General features: G+C 74.2%; 15 protein-coding genes and 1 pseudogene. 11 read left to right on the top strand and 5 right to left on the bottom strand.

The features are described from left to right. Positions 1–41 precede the first annotated feature (41 nt). Complete coding sequence (locus ABZ497_RS34575; protein ID WP_359811546.1) at positions 42–227, bottom strand: CsbD family protein; 186 nt, start codon at positions 225–227, stop codon at positions 42–44. Between the two features lie 571 nt (positions 228–798). Between ABZ497_RS34575 and ABZ497_RS34580 the strand changes: the two genes are divergently transcribed. Beyond that, positions 799–1299, top strand: coding sequence for an ATP-binding protein (locus tag ABZ497_RS34580; protein ID WP_359811549.1), 501 nt, complete (start codon positions 799–801; stop codon positions 1297–1299). Between the two features lie 150 nt (positions 1300–1449). Here the strand turns inward: ABZ497_RS34580 and ABZ497_RS34585 are convergent, their stop codons facing one another. The 4 genes from ABZ497_RS34585 to ABZ497_RS34600 all read right to left on the bottom strand — a co-directional run bounded on the left by ABZ497_RS34585 (position 1450) and on the right by ABZ497_RS34600 (position 7306). Further along, the gene (locus tag ABZ497_RS34585; RefSeq protein WP_359811551.1) at positions 1450–2448 is read right to left on the bottom strand and encodes a winged helix-turn-helix domain-containing protein; all 999 of its coding nucleotides are present in this window, start codon (positions 2446–2448) and stop codon (positions 1450–1452) included. Between the two features lie 326 nt (positions 2449–2774). Further along, entirely contained in the window at positions 2775–4292 is a 1518-nt protein-coding gene (locus tag ABZ497_RS34590) for an MFS transporter (protein ID WP_359811554.1), read from the bottom strand. A 167-nt stretch (positions 4293–4459) separates the two neighbouring features. Then, the gene (locus ABZ497_RS34595) at positions 4460–6664 is read right to left on the bottom strand and encodes a catalase (RefSeq protein ID WP_359811557.1); all 2205 of its coding nucleotides are present in this window, start codon (positions 6662–6664) and stop codon (positions 4460–4462) included. 132 nt (positions 6665–6796) lie between these two features. Continuing rightward, positions 6797–7306 (bottom strand): DUF6328 family protein, encoded by a 510-nt coding sequence (locus ABZ497_RS34600; RefSeq protein ID WP_359811560.1) that lies wholly within the window; start codon positions 7304–7306, stop codon positions 6797–6799. A gap of 334 nt (positions 7307–7640) precedes the next feature. On the opposite strand from ABZ497_RS34600, the gene ABZ497_RS34605 reads away from it, so the two are divergent. From ABZ497_RS34605 to ABZ497_RS34650, 10 genes and pseudogenes are all read left to right on the top strand, one after another. Continuing rightward, complete coding sequence (locus tag ABZ497_RS34605; RefSeq protein ID WP_359811562.1) at positions 7641–9428, top strand: thiamine pyrophosphate-requiring protein; 1788 nt, start codon at positions 7641–7643, stop codon at positions 9426–9428. Between the two features lie 5 nt (positions 9429–9433). Further along, positions 9434–9892 (top strand): hypothetical protein, encoded by a 459-nt coding sequence (locus ABZ497_RS34610; protein ID WP_359811564.1) that lies wholly within the window; start codon positions 9434–9436, stop codon positions 9890–9892. Between the two features lie 2 nt (positions 9893–9894). Continuing rightward, entirely contained in the window at positions 9895–10650 is a 756-nt protein-coding gene (locus ABZ497_RS34615; RefSeq protein WP_359811566.1) for a gluconate 2-dehydrogenase subunit 3 family protein, read from the top strand. Then, complete coding sequence (locus ABZ497_RS34620) at positions 10647–12365, top strand: GMC family oxidoreductase (protein ID WP_359811569.1); 1719 nt, start codon at positions 10647–10649, stop codon at positions 12363–12365. The genes ABZ497_RS34615 and ABZ497_RS34620 overlap by 4 nt, the downstream gene beginning before the upstream one ends. Further along, a complete protein-coding gene (locus ABZ497_RS34625; protein ID WP_359811571.1) occupies positions 12362–13471 on the top strand; it encodes an enolase C-terminal domain-like protein in 1110 nt (369 codons plus the stop codon). The genes ABZ497_RS34620 and ABZ497_RS34625 overlap by 4 nt, the downstream gene beginning before the upstream one ends. Before the next feature lie 38 nt (positions 13472–13509). Beyond that, positions 13510–15267 carry a glycoside hydrolase family 15 protein gene (locus tag ABZ497_RS34630; protein WP_359811574.1) on the top strand — a complete coding sequence of 586 codons (1758 nt, stop codon included), beginning with the start codon at positions 13510–13512 and terminating at the stop codon, positions 15265–15267. A 76-nt stretch (positions 15268–15343) separates the two neighbouring features. Then, positions 15344–16219 carry a ribonuclease BN gene (locus ABZ497_RS34635; RefSeq protein ID WP_359811576.1) on the top strand — a complete coding sequence of 292 codons (876 nt, stop codon included), beginning with the start codon at positions 15344–15346 and terminating at the stop codon, positions 16217–16219. Between the two features lie 161 nt (positions 16220–16380). After that, the gene (locus ABZ497_RS34640) at positions 16381–16674 is read left to right on the top strand and encodes a WhiB family transcriptional regulator (protein ID WP_329485639.1); all 294 of its coding nucleotides are present in this window, start codon (positions 16381–16383) and stop codon (positions 16672–16674) included. Between the two features lie 121 nt (positions 16675–16795). Next, a pseudogene (locus ABZ497_RS34645) lies at positions 16796–17248 on the top strand (SRPBCC family protein); the annotation flags it as partial. Between the two features lie 299 nt (positions 17249–17547). After that, a complete protein-coding gene (locus ABZ497_RS34650) occupies positions 17548–18504 on the top strand; it encodes a TIGR03557 family F420-dependent LLM class oxidoreductase (RefSeq protein WP_352295459.1) in 957 nt (318 codons plus the stop codon). The last annotated feature ends 86 nt before the right edge of the window (positions 18505–18590 follow it).

An 18590-nucleotide genomic window follows, 5' to 3' on the forward strand; every position in this document is an offset into this window, starting at 1 on the left:
GGCGACCGCCAGGGGCGGTCGCCGGGCCGGGTGGGTCCGGGTCAGTTCTTCCCGGCGTCCTTGACCTTCTCCACGGCCTGCTTCAGGTCGCTCTTGGCCTGCTCGCCCCGGCCCTTCGCCTCGATGGTGCGGTCACCGGTCGCCTTGCCGGCGGCCTCCTTGATCTTGCCCTCGACCTTCTCACCGGCGTTGCGCAGCTTGTCGTCGGCACCCATCGTGTCGCTCACTCCCTCTCGTGGAGTCCGGCTCTCTCGTGGACTCGGGCGTCGCTCGCCCCGACCGGCGTCTGCCCGGTTCGCCCGGTTCCACACCCGGTGATGCCGGGTTCGTCGCGGAACCCGGTGCCGAAGGGTCCGTCGCGGGCCCGGTGGTGCCGGATTCGTCGCGGGCGGGGAGCGTCGCAACGCCCGGCAGGTGTGACCGGGCCGGAGCCGGGCAGGCGCGAACCATGCCGGAGGCGCGGGTGAGAAGGGTGCCCGCCGCCCCCGGGGCGTCGGTTCGGCCGGTTCCCGACGATCGGTCGCCGACCGGCGTCCGCGCGCTCGCCCGTGCCACGCGCCATGATGTGCGGGACGGCCCGCCGCCGTCCGGACCCGACCGGGAGCCAGCCATGCGGAGGCCAGCCGAGCAGCCCACCCGAGGGGCGGGGGAGCGGTTCCGGCACGCCGTCCTCGGTCCCGGCCGGGTGGACGACGCCGGCCGCACGACGGCCGACGGCACCGGGCGGATCGTCGCCGGGCCGCCCGCCCCGGGCCTCCGCGACTCCCCGGGCCTCCGCGACTCCCCGGGGAGGCCGGGATGAACCGCTCCCCGAGTGGCCCCGTTCCCGACCGGCCCGGCGTTCCGATACCCCCCGGCCGGGGGCCCGCACCCGAGTACTCCGAGCGTCTCCTGCTCGACGGCGGCGAGGGCGCGGTGCGGCGCTGCCGCGAGTTCAGCCGCCGGATCCTGGAGGAGTGGCACTGGCTGCCCGCCGACGACGAGGAGCAGCGTGCGGTGACCGAGGACGTCCTGCTGATGGTCTCGGAACTCGTCACCAACGCCTGTCTGCACGCCCCGGGCGGCCCCCGGGAGCTGCGGCTGAGCTGGAACGGCGAGCGGCTACGGGTCGAGGTCGTGGACGCCAGCCCGGTGCCGCCGCGGGTCCGGCCGGCCATCGTCCCGGGGCGGCCCGGGGGGCACGGCCTGCGCATCGTGGCCCGGCTCGCGAGGGCCTGGGGCTCGCTGCCCGCGGGCCGCGGGAAGCTGGTCTGGCTCGAAGTGCCCTCCCCGCTCGGCCAGCGCGTCCGCGGCGGCTGACCCGGGCGGGGACGGCTGTGTCGTGGCAGCGCCGGGCGCTCCGGGCCCGGACCCCCGGTAGGCGATCACGCGGCAGGCGGGTGCGGGGACCGCCGCGTGGATGCGTCGCGGAGGTTCCAGTCGGGACCTGGTGCGGACACCGACCGGTGCTCAGGCCTGCGGCGGGGGCGGCGGGTTGTCGAGGAGGAGGTCGTGGCCGACGTCGGTGAGGGCGTGGCGGACCTGCTTGCCCTCGCGCTGGGTGGCGATCAGGCCGGCCGCGCGCAGGGCGGTGGCATGGGCGGAGGCGGAGGGCGGGGTGACGCCGAGCCGCTGGGCGAGCTCGGTGGTGGAGCAGGCGCTGCCGGCGATGGCGCGCAGGACGCGGGCCCGGGCGGGGCCGAGCACGGCGGCGAGGCCGTCGGCGGCCGGGGTCCGGGCCGCGGGCTCGGCGGCCGGAAGGGCGATCGGGTGCAGCAGCAGGCTCTGGCGGTCCGGCTCGGCCAGCAGGCTGATGCTCCGCTGGACGAAATAGTTGGGCCGCAGTTCCAGGCCCCGGCCGCCGAGCTCGAAGGAACCCTCCAGCTCGCCGAGGGTGCACTCCAGCACCCCTTCGTCCCGCCAGACGGCCTTCGGGTGGAGCGTGCCGAGCATTTCGCCGATCCCGGAGCGGGCGGCGGTGCGGGCCCGGGCGGCGATGTCGGCCTCCAGGGCGCGGCGGATGTCGGGCCAGTCCGGGGCGAGGCAGGCCTGGAACAGCGCCCAGGCGCCGTCGCTGACCTCGCGCAGGCCCCGGCTGCCGTCGTCGCGCAACCGGGCCAGGGCGGCCGGGAGTCCCAGGCGGTTGCCGAAGATCGCGACACCCTCCTCCACGGTCTGCTGCGGGACGGAGAGGAGCACGTCGAGCTCGTCGGTCAGCTGGCGGCGGACGGCGTCGAGGTCCGCCACCATGAAGTCGGGGATGCCGATCGGGCTCGCGTTGACCACTTCGAGGAAGCGCACGGCCCGGTGGGGCACGTGGCGGCGGGCGTCCCGCCACCAGCGTTCGCTGCGCGACCCGTTGCCCTGGTGAACGCCCAACCGGGCCGAACCGGCCAGCAGATGGTCGAGCGGGGATATGACGAACCGGGTCCTCGCGAGGTCCGCGACCCCGAACCTCAGTGCGATCACGAACCTTCCTCCGGCTCCCCGCAGCCATCCTGACCTGCCGCGTTGTTGACTATTAGGCTCAGAGGCTAATGCATGGCCGTCCGGCCGTCCCCATTGGCATGCTCTCTCTCGTCGGCGCGACTGAGGCCCGCTCCGGCCCCCACCACGAGGGGAGTGGGGGCCGGAGCACGATCCTCGACCGGGCGTTCGCCGAGCCGAGCGCCCGGTGTCGCCCGGCGGATCGGCCACGGCGGCCAAGACGGCCGCGCCGGCCGTGATCTGACGGCCCGCCCGGGCGCAGAGGGCGTTGGCGAAGTCCCGCCGGGTCCGCGACCTCGCAACCGCCCCTAGGTGCTCTTCGCCGCGCCGACGGTGCTGAGCGGCGCGGCCAGCGACTCCAGGCTGCGCCGTTCGGCCCGGACCCCGATCGCGGCCTCGACCAGCCCGGCGGCGGTCATCAGGGCGGCGCCGACGCAGAACGCGAGGGTCGTGTCGGACACCTTGCCGCTGCTCACCAGCCCGTTGAACAGCAGCGGCCCGCTGATGCCGCCCACCGCCGTGCCGACGGCGTAGAAGAAGGCGATGCACATCGCCCGGGTCTCCAGCGGGAAGATCTCGCTGACGGTCAGGTAGGCCGAACTCGCCCCGGCGGAGGCCAGGAAGAGCACCGCCGTCCAGCAGGCCGTCATGCTGACCGCGGACAGCGAGCCCTGTTGGAAGAGGGCGGCGGTGCCGAACAGCAGCAGGCCGGAGCCGATGTAGGTGCCGGCGATCATCGGTTTGCGGCCGACCGAGTCGAAGAAGTGGCCGAGCAGGAGCGGGCCCAGGAAGTTGCCGACCGCGATCACCGCGAAGTAGTAGCCGGTGTCGCCCTCCGGCACCTCGAAGTACTTGGTGAGGATGACCGCGTAGCCGAACGTCACCGAGTTGTAGAGGAAGGCCTGGCCGATGAAGAGCGCGAGGCCCAGTACCGTGCGGCGCGGGTAACTGCCCACCACCGTACGGGCGATCGTGATGAAGCCGAGCGGTCCGCGCTCGCGGATGCGGATCGGGTCCCCCTCGACCGGCGGCAGGGCGCGGCCGGTCTCCTCCTCCACGATCCGTTCGGCCTCGGCCACCACCTCCTCCGCCTCCGCGGCGCGCCCGTGGGTGAACAGCCAGCGCGGGCTCTCCGGGACGTGCCGGCGCACCAGCAGGATCACCAGGCCCAGCACCACGCCGATGGCGAAGGCGAGCCGCCACCCGACGTCGGTGGCGAACAGCGCGGTGTTCAACAGCGCGATCGAGGCGAAGGCGCCGAGCGCCGCGCCGATCCAGAAGCTGCCGTTGATGATCAGGTCGATCCGGCCGCGCACCCGGGCCGGGATCAGCTCGTCGATCGCGGAGTTGATCGCCGCGTACTCGCCGCCGATGCCGAAGCCGGTGAAGAAGCGGCAGAGGAAGAAGAACCAGGCGCTCCAGGAGAACGCCGTGACGGCGGTGGCCACCAGGTAGACGGCCAGGGTGAGCATGAAGAGCTTCTTGCGCCCCAGCCGGTCCGTCAGCCAGCCGAAGAACAGGGCGCCGCTGCACGCACCCGCCACGTACACGGCGGCCGCGACGGTGGTCACCTGGGTCGTCGAGATGCTGACGCCGCTGCCCTGCTCGGCGAGCCGGGCCGCCATGTTGCCGACGATCGTGACCTCCAGACCGTCGAGGATCCAGACGGTCCCCAGGCCGATCACGATCCGCCAGTGCCAGCGGGACCACGGCAGCCGGTCGAGTCTGGCCGGCACGTCCGTCTCGATGACCTCGCCACCGGGGGAGTCCCCGGTCCGCGGTGGCTGTTGCGACCTCTTCGCGGACGCCTTCACCGAGTCGGCCATGACACTCTCCTCCTACGCCGGAACGGGACGCCCCCGCGTCTGCCCGGCTCTCCGGCGATCACACGGGCCGACTCGCGTCCGCCGGGAGCCGGCCGGAACCCCCGGGCCCCGAAACGCCGTTGGCGGCCCCTCGACGGGACCGCCAACGGCGTGTCGTGACCGGGCGGTCAGCGCTCCGGGAAGCGGTGCCGCTCCAGCAGGCGGGCGAAGCCGTCCCAGAAGTCCTCGTCGGCCCGCTCCCCGGGGCCGCGGACGGCGACCCCGGCCAGGTCGGTCGGATCGCCGGCCCCGGCCGCGCGGACGAGCCCGGCGCCCGATCCGAGGACCGCCACCGGCTTGCCGTGCCGCAGCGCCTCGGTGACGAACCGTACGGCGTCCGGATCGGCGGTGAGGTCGGGGCCGGTGCCGCCCGGCACGATCACGGCGTCGTAGAAGACGCCGGTGCCGTCCGGTACCACCACGGCGTCGTAGAGGACGGACGCGGTGGTGGGCAGCGGGCGGTCCACCACGAGGCGGCCGCCGTCCCGTGCGGGCAGTTCGCCGCCGTGTGCGGCGAGGGTCTCCACCGTGGCGCCGCGGGCTCCCAGGTGCTCGTGCGCGGCCCGCACCTGGTCGGCGTCCGCGCCGGGGCCGACCAGCACGGCGACCTTGCGGGTGCGGATGCCGGAGCCGCGCAGGTGCTCCAGGCTCAGCGCGGGGGAGACCAGCGGCCCGGCCGCGCCGGCGTCCTCCTGCGCCGGGGCGTCCAGCTCCGCCGGCTCCGGCTCGGGCACGCCGATCCGCCGGGCGACCTCCGCGGCCAGGACGGGGTCGACGTGCACGAGGTTGCCGACGGTGCGCCGCCGCACCTCCTCGTCGACCACCTTGCCCAGCTCGAACGCGAAGGCGGCGGTGATGTGTTCCTGCTCCCAGCCGGTCATGCTGCGCCAGAACAGGGTGGCCTGGCTGTAGTGGTCGGCGAAGCTGGGGCTGCGCCGCCGGATCGTCCGGCCGTCGACCCGCTCCTGGTAGTGCTGGAAGACCCCCTCCGGCAGCCGGCCGCCGCCCATGGTGAACGGGCAGCCGCCTCCCACGGAGTTGGGCGAGTAGCCGTGACCCGGGTGGATGGTCTGCTGGCCGTGGCCGTCGCGGTGGTTGACCCGGACGTCGGCCAGCGGCCGGTTGACCGGCAGCTGCGAGAAGTTGGGGCCGCCCAGGCGGATGAGCTGGGTGTCGAGGTAGGAGAAGTTGCGGCCCTGGAGCAGCGGGTCGTTGGTGAAGTCGATACCGGGGACGATGTTGGCGGTGTGGAAGGCGACCTGCTCGGTCTCGGCGAAGAAGTTCTCCGGATTGCGGTTCAGGACCATCCGCCCGACCGGCCGGACCGGCACGAGCTCCTCCGGCACCAGCTTCGTCGGATCGAGCAGATCGAAGGGGAACGCGAACTCGTCCTGCTCCGGTATCAGTTGGACGCCGAGCTCGTACTCCGGGAAGTCGCCGTCCGCGATCGCCTCCCACAGGTCGCGGCGGTGGAAGTCCGGGTCGCGTCCGGCGGTGAGCTGGGCCTCGTCCCAGACCTGGGAGTGCGTTCCGAGCAGCGGCCGCCAGTGGAACTTCACGAAGGTCCCGCGACCGTCGGCGTTCACCAGGCGGAAGGTGTGGACGCCGAAGCCCTGCATCATCCGGTAGCTGCGGGGGATGGCCCGGTCGGACATCGCCCACATGAGCATGTGGGTGGACTCGGGCTGGAGCGAACAGAAGTCCCAGAAGGTGTCGTGAGCGGAGGCGCCGGTGGGGATCTCGTTCGGGGCCTCCGGCTTCACGGCGTGCACGAAGTCGGGGAACTTGGCGGCGTCCTGGATGAAGAACACCGGCATGTTGTTGCCGACCAGGTCGTAGTTGCCGTGGCGGGTGTAGAACTTGGTGGCGAAGCCGCGGACGTCGCGCACGGTGTCGGCGGAGCCGCGCGGGCCCTGGACGGTCGAGAACCGGACGAAGACCGGAGTGCGCCGACCGGCCTCCTGGAGGAAGTCGGCGCAGGTGAACTCGGCGAGCGAGGCGTAGGGTTCGAAGAATCCGTAGGCGCCCGCCCCGCGGGCGTGCACCACCCGCTCGGGGATCCGCTCGTGGTCGAAGTGGGTGAGCTTCTCCCGCAGCTGGAAGTCCTCCAGCAGGGTGGGCCCGCGATCGCCGACCGTCAGCGAGTTGTCGGTGTCGTCGACCCGCACGCCCTGGTCGGTGGTCAGCGCTCCGTTCGGGTCAGGAGCCCGGGCGGCGTCCAGCGCGGCGTCCTTGGCATCGCGCCCGTGCTCCACCGGCGGCCCCGGATTCGGGGTCCCGGTGACGAGGGGCGCGTCAGGGCGGTGCTCGGGAGGTCCGGGGTTGATCGTCATGGCACGCTCTCCGTCCTGGAAGGGGCCGGGCCGCCGCTCTCCGGGCGCCCGGCCTGGGTCGGCGGTGCGGCTGCCCGATGGACGGGAGTGCAAACCGGGCGGCGCGCGTCCGGGCCCCGGCCCGGCGGGGGCTCAGCGGTCCCGGTCCCTCCGGTGGGCGTGACGGCGCAGCACCCAACGGGGGAGGACGAGCCAGCAGACGCAGAACCACGCCAGCGCCGCGCCGCTGAGCACCCAGGCCGCCGGTGAGCTGTCGGTGGCGGTGCGCAGGAGCAGCAGCAGCGCGGCCGAGATGGTGAGGGCGAGCAGCACCAGACCGAGGCCGATGAGCCGCGCGGCGACGTGGATGAGCTCGGGCTTCATGCCGTGGCCGGACATGAAGCGGTGGAACGCCACGGGGGCGATGAGCGTGCCGGTGGCGAAGGCGCCGAGCAGGACGGTGGCCACGTAGAGGTGCTTGTCGAAGTCCGGCAGTGTCGCGAAGCGGGGGGTGAAGGCGGTGGCGAGAAGGAAGCCGAAGAGGATCTGGGCGCCCGTCTGGCAGACCCGCACCTCCTGCAGCATCTCGTTCCACAGGCGGTCGGCACGCTCTTCCGGAGTCTCGTCACGCCCCCGGGCCGGTCGGTCGTGGTCTGCGGTCATCGGCGGGTCCCCTGCGGCGGTCTGGGCCGGGCGCCGACGGGGCGGCGCAGCGCGGCGAACGGGTATCGGCGGCCGGTGTGCCCTCGGCGGGACCGGCGCCGCACCCGTCTGCCCAGTCTGGCGACGGCCAAGCAGGGGCGCCACCGGGAGCGGCGGCCCGGCCCGGGCGGGCGGCGGAAACCCGCCGGGCGGCGCTCACGGGCCCGGACCGACGGTGTCCGGGCACCGGCCTCCACCGGCCGGGTTTCGGCCGGCCCCGACGGGTCAGACGAGAGCGCGGGGAGTTTCTCCCGGTCCCCCGCCGGCGAGTCGAGCTGCGAACGGAGCCCAACAGATGAAGGTCTCGGACTACATCCTCGAACGTTTGCGGCAGTGGGACGTCGAGCACGTCTTCGCCTATCCCGGTGACGGCATCAACGGCCTGCTCGCCGCCTGGGGCAGGGCCGACGACAAGCCGCAGTTCGTGCAGGCGCGGCACGAGGAGATGGCCGCCTTCGAGGCCGTCGGCTACGCCAAGTTCTCCGGCCGGACGGGGGTGTGCGCCGCGACCTCCGGCCCGGGCGCGATCCACCTGCTGAACGGCCTCTACGACGCCAAGCTCGACCACGTCCCGGTCGTCGCGATCGTGGGCCAGACCGACCGCAGCGCGATGGGCGGCTCCTACCAGCAGGAGGTCGACCTCCTCTCGCTCTACAAGGACGTCGCCTCCGCCTACTGCGAGATGGTCACCGTCCCCGAACAGCTGCCCAACGTGCTGGACCGGGCGATGCGCGTCGCCGCCACCAGCCGCACCGTCACCGCCGTGATCGTCCCGGCCGACGTCCAGGAGCTCGACTACCAGCCGCCGGCCCACGCCTTCAAGATGGTGCCCTCCAGTCTCGGCGTCGGCCGGTACGCGCCGGTGCCGTCGGACGCGGACCTCGCCCGCTGCGCCGAGATCCTCAACGCCGGCGAGAAGGTGGCCGTCCTGGTCGGCCAGGGCGCGCGGCGGGCGCGCGCCGAGGTCGAGCAGGTCGCCGGGATCCTCGGCGCCGGGGTGGCGAAGGCGCTGCTCGGCAAGGACGTGCTGCCGGACACGCTGCCCTACGTGACCGGCTCGATCGGCCTGCTGGGGACGCGGCCGTCCTACGAGCTGATGCGCGACTGCGACACCCTGCTGGTGATCGGCTCCAGCTTCCCGTACACCCAGTTCCTCCCCGAGTTCGGCAAGGCCAGGGCCGTGCAGATCGACGTCGACCCGTCGATGGTGGGCCTGCGCTACCCGTTCGAGCTGAACGTGGTGGGCGACGCGACGGAGACCCTCAAGCGCCTCATCCCCCTGCTGGACCAGAAGACGGACCGGTCCTGGCGGGAGACGGTCGAGGAGAACACCGCCCGCTGGTGGGAGGTCATGGAGCGGCGCGCCGCCGTCTCCGCCGACCCGCTCAACCCCGAGCACGTGGTGCACGCCCTCGACGCCCTGCTGCCGGAGAACGCCATGATCGCCGCGGACTCCGGGTCCGCCGCCAACTGGTACGCCCGCCACCTGCGGATGCGCGGGACGATGCGCGGCTCCCTGTCGGGCACCCTCGCCACCATGGGCCCCGGGGTCCCGTACCTGATCGGGGCGAAGTTCGCCCACCCGGACCGCCCCGCCATCGCCATCGTCGGGGACGGCGCGATGCAGATGAACGGCCTCGCCGAACTGATCACCGTCGCGAAGTACTACCAGCAGTGGTCGGACCCGCGGCTGATCGTCGCCGTCCTCAACAACCAGGACCTCAACCAGGTCACCTGGGAGATGCGGGCCATGCAGGGTGCCCCGCAGTTCGAGCCCTCCCAGCACCTGCCGGACGTGCGGTACGCCGACTTCGCCGTCCAGCTGGGCCTCTACGGCACCCGGGTGGAGAAGCCCGAGGACGTCGAGCCGGTGTGGCGCCAGGCGCTCGCCTCGGAGCGGCCGTACGTCATCGACTTCCGCACCGACCCGGCCGTGCCGCCGATCCCGCCGCATGCCTCGCTCGACCAGATCACCGCCGCCGCCTCGGCGGTCCTCAAGGGCGACAGCGACCGCGGGTCCATGGTCAAGCAGGGCCTCAAGGCGAAGATCCAGGAGTTCCTGCCCGGCAGCGGCAAGGAGTGAGCGCGATGACCAGGGCCCCGGCCGCACGGCACCTGCCCGGGCGCGTGCCCCGCGCGGTGCACGACGTACGCCACGGCCGCTTCGAGCGGTCCCTGTCGCTGCTGATGTCGGGCGGCGCCCTGGTGACGGCCGCCGAGATCTACCTGGAGCACGACCGCGCGAGCTTCGGCAACCGCGTGATGTGGTGGCCGGTCGTGCTGGGGCCGCTGGCCGCCGCGGCGGGGGTGGCGGGATTCGCCAGCGAGCGCGCCGCGCACACCGTGCTGCCCGTGATGTCGGCGGCCGTGGTGGCCAACGGCCTCCAGGGCACCTACCTGCACGCGCGGGGCGTCGCCCGCAAACCCGGGGGCTGGGCGATGGCCCGCTACAACGTCGAGATGGGCCCGCCGCTGTTCGCACCGCTCCTGGTGACGATGGTCGGGGGGATGGGCCTGCTCGCCGCCGTCCTGCGCCGGGAGCGGTGACCGTGCCCGCGCGCCGCCGGCCCGCCCGCCGGCCCGTCCCCTCCGGCGAGGCGGGTCGGCGCTTCCCCGGCTTCGATGTCCTGGACCAGTCCGACGCCTGGGACCCGGCGACCGCCGCCACCGTCCACCAGCGCCTCCAACTCCAGCCCGACCTGAGGTACTTCACCCCGGTGGAGGAGGCCTGCGCGGGCGCCCTGCTGGACCGGCTGCTCGCCCAGGACGGCCCGCCGGAGCGCCCGAAGGTGCCGGTCCTCCAGATGATCGACGCCCGCCTCGCCGAGGCCCGGACGGACGGCTGGCGGTACCGGGACATGCCCGAGGACGGGGAGGCCTGGCGGGCCTCGCTGCGGGCCCTCGACGAGGACGCCGCCGACCGGTACGGCGCGCCGTTCGCGGCGCTCGACCCCGACCGGCAGCGCGCCCTCGTCCAGGCCGTCCAGGACCTGCGCGGCAAGCCCTGGCACGGCATGCCCGCGGCCCACGTGTGGAGCCTGTGGACCAGGTACGCCTGCACCGCCTTCTACGCCCACCCGTGGTCGTGGAACGAGATCGGCTTCGGCGGGCCGGCCTACCCGCGCGGCTACGCCCGCCTCGGCGTGGGGGCGCGCGAACGCTGGGAGCACCCTGACGCGGACCCCGCCGACCCGGCCGGACCCGATCCCGGGGGAGACGGCGCCGACGACGGCCCCGCCGATCACGGCCCCCACGGCCACGACTCCGCCGACGACAGCCCCGCCGACCGAAAGGACAGGACGTGAGCCGACGTCTGGAAGCGGTACGGTCCACGCTGGCCCTCACGGCCGGATCGCAGCAGGGGATCCGGGACCGCAACGCCTCCGCCTGGCTGCTGCCGGACGACGGAAGCCGGTTCGACCACGCGCTGATCGAGAACATGCGCCGCTTCGACGACACGGACGAGGTGGACCTGGTCATCGTCGGCTGCGGGGCCGGCGGCGCCACCCTCGCCCAGCGGATGGCGCACGCGGGGTGGTCCGTGGTCTGCCTGGAGGCCGGGCCGTTCTGGGATCCGGACACCGAGTGGGTCAGCGACGAGGCCGGCTCCCACCACCTCTACTGGACGGAGCCGCGGGTGATCTCCGGGCAGGACCCGGTCCCCATGGGCTCCAACAACTCCGGTCGCGGCGTCGGCGGTTCGACCGTGCACTTCGCCGGATTCGTGCCCCGCCTGCACCCCAGCGACTTCTCCACGCTCACCGACGACGGCGTCGGCGCCGACTGGCCGATCCGCTACGAGGACCTGCGCCCGTCCTACGAGCGGATCGAGCAGGAACTCCCCGTCGCCGGGCAGTACTGGCCGTGGGGCGACCCGCACGCCTACCCCCACGCCCCGCACCCGGCGGGCGGCAACGGCGAGATCTTCCTGCGCGGCGCGGCCGCCGCCGGGATCGAGGCCCGGGTGGGCCCGGTCGCCATCACCAACGGCCGGTTCGGCAACCGCCCGCACTGCGTCTACCGGGGCTTCTGCCTCCAGGGCTGCAAGGTCAACGCCAAGGGTTCCACCTTCGTCACCCACGTCCCCGACGCCCTCGCGCACGGCGCCGAGATCCGCACCGACGCCATGGTCACCGCGATCGAGACCGACGCCGACGGCAGCCGCGCCACCGGGGTCCGCTATCTGCGCCGGGGGCGCGAACACCTGCAGCGCGCCCGGACGGTGGCCGTCGCCGGGCACGCGATCGAGACCCCGCGGCTGCTGCTCAACTCCGCGAACCGGCGCTTCCCCGAGGGGCTCTGCAACGACCACGACCTGGTCGGCCGCTACGTCATGGTGCAGGGCGCCCCGCAGACCGCCGGGCGCTTCGCCGAGGAGATCCGCGCGTACAAGGCACCCCCGCCGGAGGTCTCCTCCGAGGCCTTCTACGAGACCGACCCCGGCCGTCCCTACAAGCGGGGCTTCGCCGTCCAGACCGTCTCCCCGCTGCCGATCACCTGGGCCGAGCACGTGGCGGCCCAGGGCCACTGGGGGCACGACCTGCGCCGCTACCTCCAGGACTACATCCACTGGGCCACCCTCGGCGCCCTGTGCGAACTCCTCCCGCAGCCCGACAACCGCGTCACCCTCGCCACCGAGAAGGACCGCCACGGCCTGCCGGTGGCCGACCTCTCCTACACCCAGTGCGACAACGACCGGGCGGTGATCAAGGCCGCCCGGTCGACCATGGAGGAGATCCTGCGGGCGGCCGGCGCCACCGAGGTCATCACCATCGAGCGCTACGCCCACCTGGTCGGCGGCTGCCGGATGGCCCAGGACGCCGAACACGGCGTCGTCGACGCCGACCTGCGGAGCTTCGCGATCCCCAACCTGCTGATCACCGACGGCAGCGTGCTGCCCACCCAGGGCTCCGCCAACCCGGCGCTGACCATCATGGCCCTCGTCGACCGCGCCGCCGGGCGGCTGGCCGCCGGAGCCCGGTCCGGGCTGCGCGCACCCGCCGGGAGGAGCGCCCGATGAACGGCACCGACGGACCGCCGCTGGAGCGGATCGACGTCCAGGTGCTGACCGTGCCCACCGACGCGCCCGAGGGCGACGGCACCCTCGCCTGGTCGTCCACCACCATGGTCCTCGTGCACGCGCGCGCCGCGGGCACCACCGGCACCGGCTGGACGTACGGCGCCGCCGCCACCGCCGACGTGATCAGGGACGAACTGGCCGGGGTGGTCACCGGGCAGTCCGTCCTCGACGTCCCCGCCCGCAACGAGGCGATGACCCGGGCGGTGCGCAACGCCGGCCGCCCCGGCCTGGTCGCCGGCGCGATCTCCGCGGTGGACATCGCCTTGTGGGACGTCAAGGCCCGGCTGCTCGGACTGCCGCTGGTCCGCCTGCTCGGCGCCGCCCGCACCGAGGTGCCGGTCTACGGCAGCGGCGGCTTCACCACCTACGACGACGCGCGGCTGGCCGACCAGCTGCGCGACTGGGCGGACCGGCAGGCCGTCCCCCGGGTCAAGATCAAGATCGGCGAGTCCCGCGGCACCCGCGAACAGCGCGACCTGCACCGCGTCGAGCGGGCCCGGGAGGTCATCGGCGACACCGCCGAACTGTACGTGGACGCCAACGGCGCCTACACCCGCAAGCAGGCCGTACGGATCGGCCGCACCCTCGCGGGACTGGGGGTGAGCTGGTTCGAGGAACCGGTCTCCTCGGATGACCTGTCCGGGCTGGCCCTGGTCCGCGACGCCCTCACCGCCGACGTCGCCGCGGGGGAGTACGGCTGCGACCTGCCCTACTTCGCCCGGATGATCCCGGCGGTGGACTGCCTGCAGGCCGACGCCACCCGCTGCGGCGGCCTCACCGTCTGGCTGCGGGCGGCGGCCCTCGCCGAGGCGCACGGACTCCAGCTCTCCGGCCACTGCGCCCCGCACGTCCACGCCCACGCCGCCGCGGCCGTTCCCAACCTCCGCCACCTGGAGTGGTTCCACGACCACGTCCGGATCGAGAACCTGCTCTTCGACGGCGCCCTCGACCCCCGCGGCGGGGTGCTGCGCCCCGGCGCGGACGGCGCGCCGGGCCTCGGCCTCACCCTGCGCGCCGACCGCGCCGAGCAGTACCGCACCGGCTGAGCACCGACCCGCCACCCCGCCGAAGGAGAGCCGAGCCCGTGACCGACGACCGCCCCCCGCCCCACGCGCTGCGCGACTACGCCCTGCTGGCCGACGGCGAACGCGGCGCCCTGGTGGGCCCCAGGGGCGACCTGGTCTGGATGTGCGCACCGCGCTGGGACAGCGACGCCGTCTTCTCCGCACTGATCGGCGGCCCCGGCTGGTACTCCGTCGCCCCCGCCGCCCCCTTCGTCTGGGGCGGCTACTACGAGAGCGGCACCCTGATCTGGCGCAGCCGCTGGGTGACCACCGGCGGCATCGTCGAGTGCCGTGAAGCCCTCGCCCACCCCGGCGACCCGCACCGGGCCGTCGTGCTGCGCCGGATCCTCGCCGTCGACGGGCCGGCGACCGTGGACGTGACCCTGCAGGCCGCCGCCGCGTTCGGCGAGCAGCCCGCCCGTGACCTGCGGCGCGACGAGACCGGGCGCTGGACGGGCCGGGCCGGCGACCTGCACCTGCGCTGGACCGGCGCACCGGCGGCCCGGCCCCGTGACGACGGCGGCCGCCCCACCCTCCGCACCCGGCTGGAGCTGGCCGCCGGCGCGCACCACGACCTCGTACTGGAGCTCTCGGACCGGCCGCCCGGCCGGGTCGCGAGCGCCGACCGGCTCTGGCGGTCCACCGAGGCCGCCTGGGCGCAGCAGGTCCCGACCTTCCCCGACGCGCTCGGCTCCCGCGACGCCCGGCACGCCTACACCGTCCTGCGCGGCCTCACCGGCGCCCACGGCGGCACCGTGGCCGCCGCCACCACCAGCCTCCCCGAACGCGCCGAGCAGGGGCGCAACTACGACTACCGCTACGTGTGGATCCGCGACCAGGGCTACATCGGCCAGGCCGTCGCCGCCGCCGGTCCGCACCCGCTGCTCGACGACTCGGTCCGCTTCACCACGGCCCGCCTCCACGAGCACGGCCCCGACCTCGCCCCCGCGTACACCACCACCGGCGCCGCCATCCCGGACCGGCGCACCCTGGACCTGCCGGGCTACCCGGGCGGCTTCGACGTGGCGGGCAACCACGTCAACCGGCAGTTCCAGCTCGACGCCCTCGGCGAGTGCCTGCTCCTCCTCGCCGCCGCCGCCCGCCACGGCCGGCTGGACACCGACGGCGTCCAGGCCGCCCGGATCGCCGCCGACGCCATCGCCCACCGCCACACCGAGCCCGACGCCGGGATCTGGGAACTCCACGACGACCACTGGACCCACAGCCGTCTCACCGCCGCCGCGGGGCTGCGGGCGGCCGCCACCGCCGGCGCCGCCGACCGCTCCACCGCCGGCCGCTGGGAGGGGCTCGCGGACGAGATCACCGCCCGGACCGCCGCCACCGGCACCCACCCGACCGGCCGCTGGCAGCGCACCCCCACCGACCCCGGCGTCGACGCCGCCCTGCTGCTCCCCGCGATCCGCGGCGCCGTCGCCCCGGACGACCCGCGCACCCGCGCGACGCTCGACGCGGTACGGGCGGAACTCTGCCGGGACCACTACGCCTACCGGTTCCGCCACGACGAGCGGCCGCTGGAGGACGCCGAGGGAGCGTTCCTGCTCTGCGGCTTCGTCATGGCGCTCGCCGAACACCAGCAGGGCGACCCGGTGGAGGCGGCCCGGTGGTTCGAGCGCAACCGGGCGGCCTGCGGACCGCCCGGCCTGTTCGCGGAGGAGTTCGACATCGCCCAGCGCCAGCTCCGCGGCAACCTGCCGCAGGCCTTCGTCCACGGCCTGATGCTGGAGGCCGCCGTGCGGCTGGCCGGGCCCACCCGCTGATCGCGGCGGCCGTCCCTGTCTGCGACGGCCTGCGCGTGGTAGGCGCGAGGACGGGGACGACGGCGTGGAGGCCACCATGGCTGAGGACCGGGACCGGGACCGGGACGCGACCCCGGGCACGGCGGGCACAGCGGGCGCGACCGTGGCGCCCGGGCGCCGCAGCGCCGCCTCGGTCGCCCTGGAGGTCTGGAAGCAGGGCCGCTCGGTGGAACTCCTGCAGCGCTCGATGGCCTTCGCCGCGCTGTTCTTCGTCACGCTGGTGCCGCTGCTGATCGTGATCGCCGCGGCCCCGCCCACCCGGAACAGCGGAATCAGCCAGTGGATCACCGACGGCCTGGGCCTGACCGGCCGCGGCGCGCAGGCCACCCGCGGCCTGTTCGCCTCCCGCGGCCAGATCCTCAGCACCACCACCGGCTTCGGCCTCGCCGCCCTGACGGTCTTCGGCATCTCCCTGATGGCCTCCGTCCAGACCGTCTACGAGCGCATCTGGCAGCTCGAACGCGGCCCCTGGCACGCCGTCTGGCGCCAGGCCCTGGGCCTGGCCGGACTGACCGCCTACATCCTCATCGCCGCCTGGAGCGGCAGCCCCTGGCAGGGCAGCGCGGCCCAGCCCGCGCTGCGCCTGGCCGCCACCCTGCTCGGCGGCGTCCTGCTGTTCTGGTGGCTGCAGCGCCTGCTGCTCGGCGCACGCGTCCCCTGGCTGTGGCTGCTCCCCGGCGCGCTGGCCACCATGGCCGCCCTGACCGGGCTGCGGTACTTCTCCCGGCTGGTCCTCGCCCCGCTGCTGGTCTCCAACGCGGTCTCGTACGGGACGGTCGGCGCGGTCCTGGTGGTGCAGTCCTGGCTGATCGGCGTGGGCTACACCATCTACGGCGGGGCGCTCGCCGGCCACGCGATCATGAGGAGGCGGGCGAGCCTGGCGTCCGACGGCGCCGTGCCGGCGGACCGCTGACGGGTGAGCGCCGACCGGCGACCGTTCCGGGGCGCCCCGGTACGCGTGGGATCGGCGGGAGCGGGCACACGCCCGCACAGCCGAGGCCGTCCGGCGGCCCGGCCCCTCGCCATCCGTACTCCCGACCCTTCCCGGTCACGTCCAGCCGAGGTGAGAACCCCTTGACCAACATCTCGCGCCTGCCCGGCGCCTTCGACCACCGTTGGAACTGGCAGCTCGCCGCCGCGTGCCGCTCCGTCGACACCGCGTTGTTCTTCCACCCGTTCGGTGAACGCGGCCAGGCACACGACGACCGGGAGGAGCAGGCGAAGCGGATATGCCGGGGCTGCCCCGTCCGCGAAGAGTGCCTCCGGCACGCCCTGGAGGTGCGTGAGCCGTACGGTGTCTGGGGCGGTCTGTCGGAGACGGAGCGCGCCGACCTGCTCGGCCCCGTCCGCTCCCCGCAGGCCGCGTGACCGGCACGCCGGAGCCGGGTCCCGGGACCGCCCGGGTGACCTCCTGATTGAGCGCCCGCGATCGGGGCAGGCGCGCCGGTGTACGGAATGCCCGATCCTGTCGATTCGGAAGGAGACCGTTGTGAGCAAGGTGAAGGAGTCCATCGACGTGGACGTCCCGCTGCACAGCGCCTACAACCAGTGGACGCAGTTCGAGGACTTCCCGCGTTTCATGGAGGGCGTGGAGGAGGTCCGCCAGACCGACGACCGGCACTCGCACTGGACGACGAAGGTCGCGGGTGCGCGCCGCGAGTTCGACACCGAGATCGTCGACCAACTCCCCGACGAGCGGATCTCCTGGCGCACCGTCGGCGGTGACGTCCAGCAGATGGGAGTCGTGACCTTCCAGCGCCTCGACGACTCCCACACCCGGGTGAGCCTGGCCATGGACTTCCACCCGACGGGCATGGCCGAGAAGGCCGGTGACCTGCTCGGTGTCCTGGACCGGCAGGTCAAGGGCGATCTGAAGCGGTTCAAGGGCTTCATCGAGGAGCAGGGCCGCGAGAGCGGAGGCTGGCGCGGCCGGCTCTCCCCCGAGGGCACCGGCGGCCAGGGCACCGGCGGTCAGGGCACCGGCGGCCAGGGCACCGGCGGTCAGGGCTCCGGTGGTCAGGGCTCCGGCGGGCCCACGGCACTCGGCGACGCGCCGCCGCGCGAGCGGCCCCAGGCCCGGATGACCGGTGAGGGCGCACCGCCCCTGCCGGCGGACCCGGACGACATGCGACACGGCTGACCCGCCCCGATGCCCGGGCCCCGGCGCCCCGAACCACGGCGCCGGGGCCCGGGCATCGCCGGTCCGTGCCGCCACCGTTACCCGGAAGGACAGGTAGACCCATGACCGAGTACGGCTACTTCCTCTCCTGCGAGGAGTTCACCCCGGCCCAACTGCTCGACCAGGCCCGGCTCGCGGCCGAGGCCGGCTTCACCCGGCTGGCCGTCTCCGACCACTTCCACCCGTGGAACGACGCCCAGGGCAGCAGTCCGTTCGTCTGGTCGGTGATCGGCGCCCTCTCGCAGACCGTCGACCTGCCGGTCACCACCCTCGTGACGTGTCCGACGGTCCGCCTGCACCCGGCGGTCACGGCGCAGGCCGCCGCCACCTCCGCCGTCCTGCTGGGCGGGCGCTTCACGCTGGGTGTCGGTACCGGCGAGGCGCTCAACGAGCACGTGCACGGGGATCGTTGGCCCTCGTTCGACGAACGGGCCGAGATGCTGGAGGAGGCCCTGGAGGTGATGCGCAAGCTGTTCACCGGCGAGCAGGTGTCCCACCGCGGCCGGCACTACACCGTCGACAACGCCCGCCTCTACACCGTCCCCGCCGAGGCACCGCCGGTCTACGTCTCCGGCTTCGGGCCGAACGCCGCCGCCCTCGCGGGCCGGATCGGGGACGGCTTCGTCACCATGACCCCCGACCGCGACCTGGTCGGCGCGTTCCGTGCGGGCGGCGGCGCCGGCAAGCCGGTGATCGGCGGCGTGAAGGTCTGCTGGAACGACGACCGGGACAAGGCCGTCGACCTGGTGCACCGGCTCTGGCCGACCGAACTGCTGCCGGGCGAGCTCGCCCAACTCCTCCCCACCCCGGCCCACTTCGAGCAGGCCAGCGAACTGGTCACGCCCGAGATGGTGGCCGAGGCGGTGACCTGCGGCAACGACGTGGACGAGCACGTCGCGACGCTGCGGTCCTACGTCGACGCGGGCTTCGACGAGGTCTACGTCGGCCAGATCGGCCCCGACAACGAGGCTTTCTTCGACCACTACCGCCGCGAGGTCCTGCCGGCCCTCCCGCGCTGACAGCCCGCACGGCGCCGGGGGCGCGGGGGGGCCCGGGGGGCCGGCGCCCCCGCCGGGGGGCGGCGGGGGGGGGCCCGGGCGGCCGC

The sequence above is a fragment of the Kitasatospora sp. NPDC005751 genome (assembly GCF_040630835.1).
In the GTDB taxonomy this organism is placed as follows: Bacteria; Actinomycetota; Actinomycetes; order Streptomycetales; family Streptomycetaceae; genus Kitasatospora.